This is a genomic window from Chitinivorax sp. PXF-14 (assembly GCF_040812015.1).
GTDB lineage: Bacteria > Pseudomonadota > Gammaproteobacteria > Burkholderiales > SCOH01 > JBFNXJ01.
Genome location: NZ_JBFNXJ010000060.1, coordinates 1 through 265 on the forward strand (window position 1 = coordinate 1; position 265 = coordinate 265).

Here is a 265-nt window from a genome sequence, read left to right on the forward strand (position 1 = left end):
CGGCTCGCCGCTCAACAGCAGCAGCTTCGCGTCACTGTTGGCGTCGATGACGACATCACTGCCGGCCTGGTCGAGCAGCACCATCTGCGCCTCGCGGGCGATCGCCTCGCCATTGATCTGCACGGTGCCGCGCAGCACGATCAGCGCGGTGTTCCAGCCGTCGCGGGCGGGCAGCACGAGGCTGCCGTTGGCGTTCAGGCTGATGTCCCACACCTGCATCGGCGAGAAGGTGCGCGCCGGCCCGGGCTGGCCCTGGTACTCGCCG

Annotated in this window: 1 protein-coding gene; it reads right to left on the reverse strand. The window is 69.8% G+C overall.

From position 1 onward, the window contains the following. Window positions 1–265 (reverse strand): pirin-like C-terminal cupin domain-containing protein (locus ABWL39_RS20950; protein ID WP_367796171.1); only part of this gene is annotated, 265 nt, incomplete at both ends.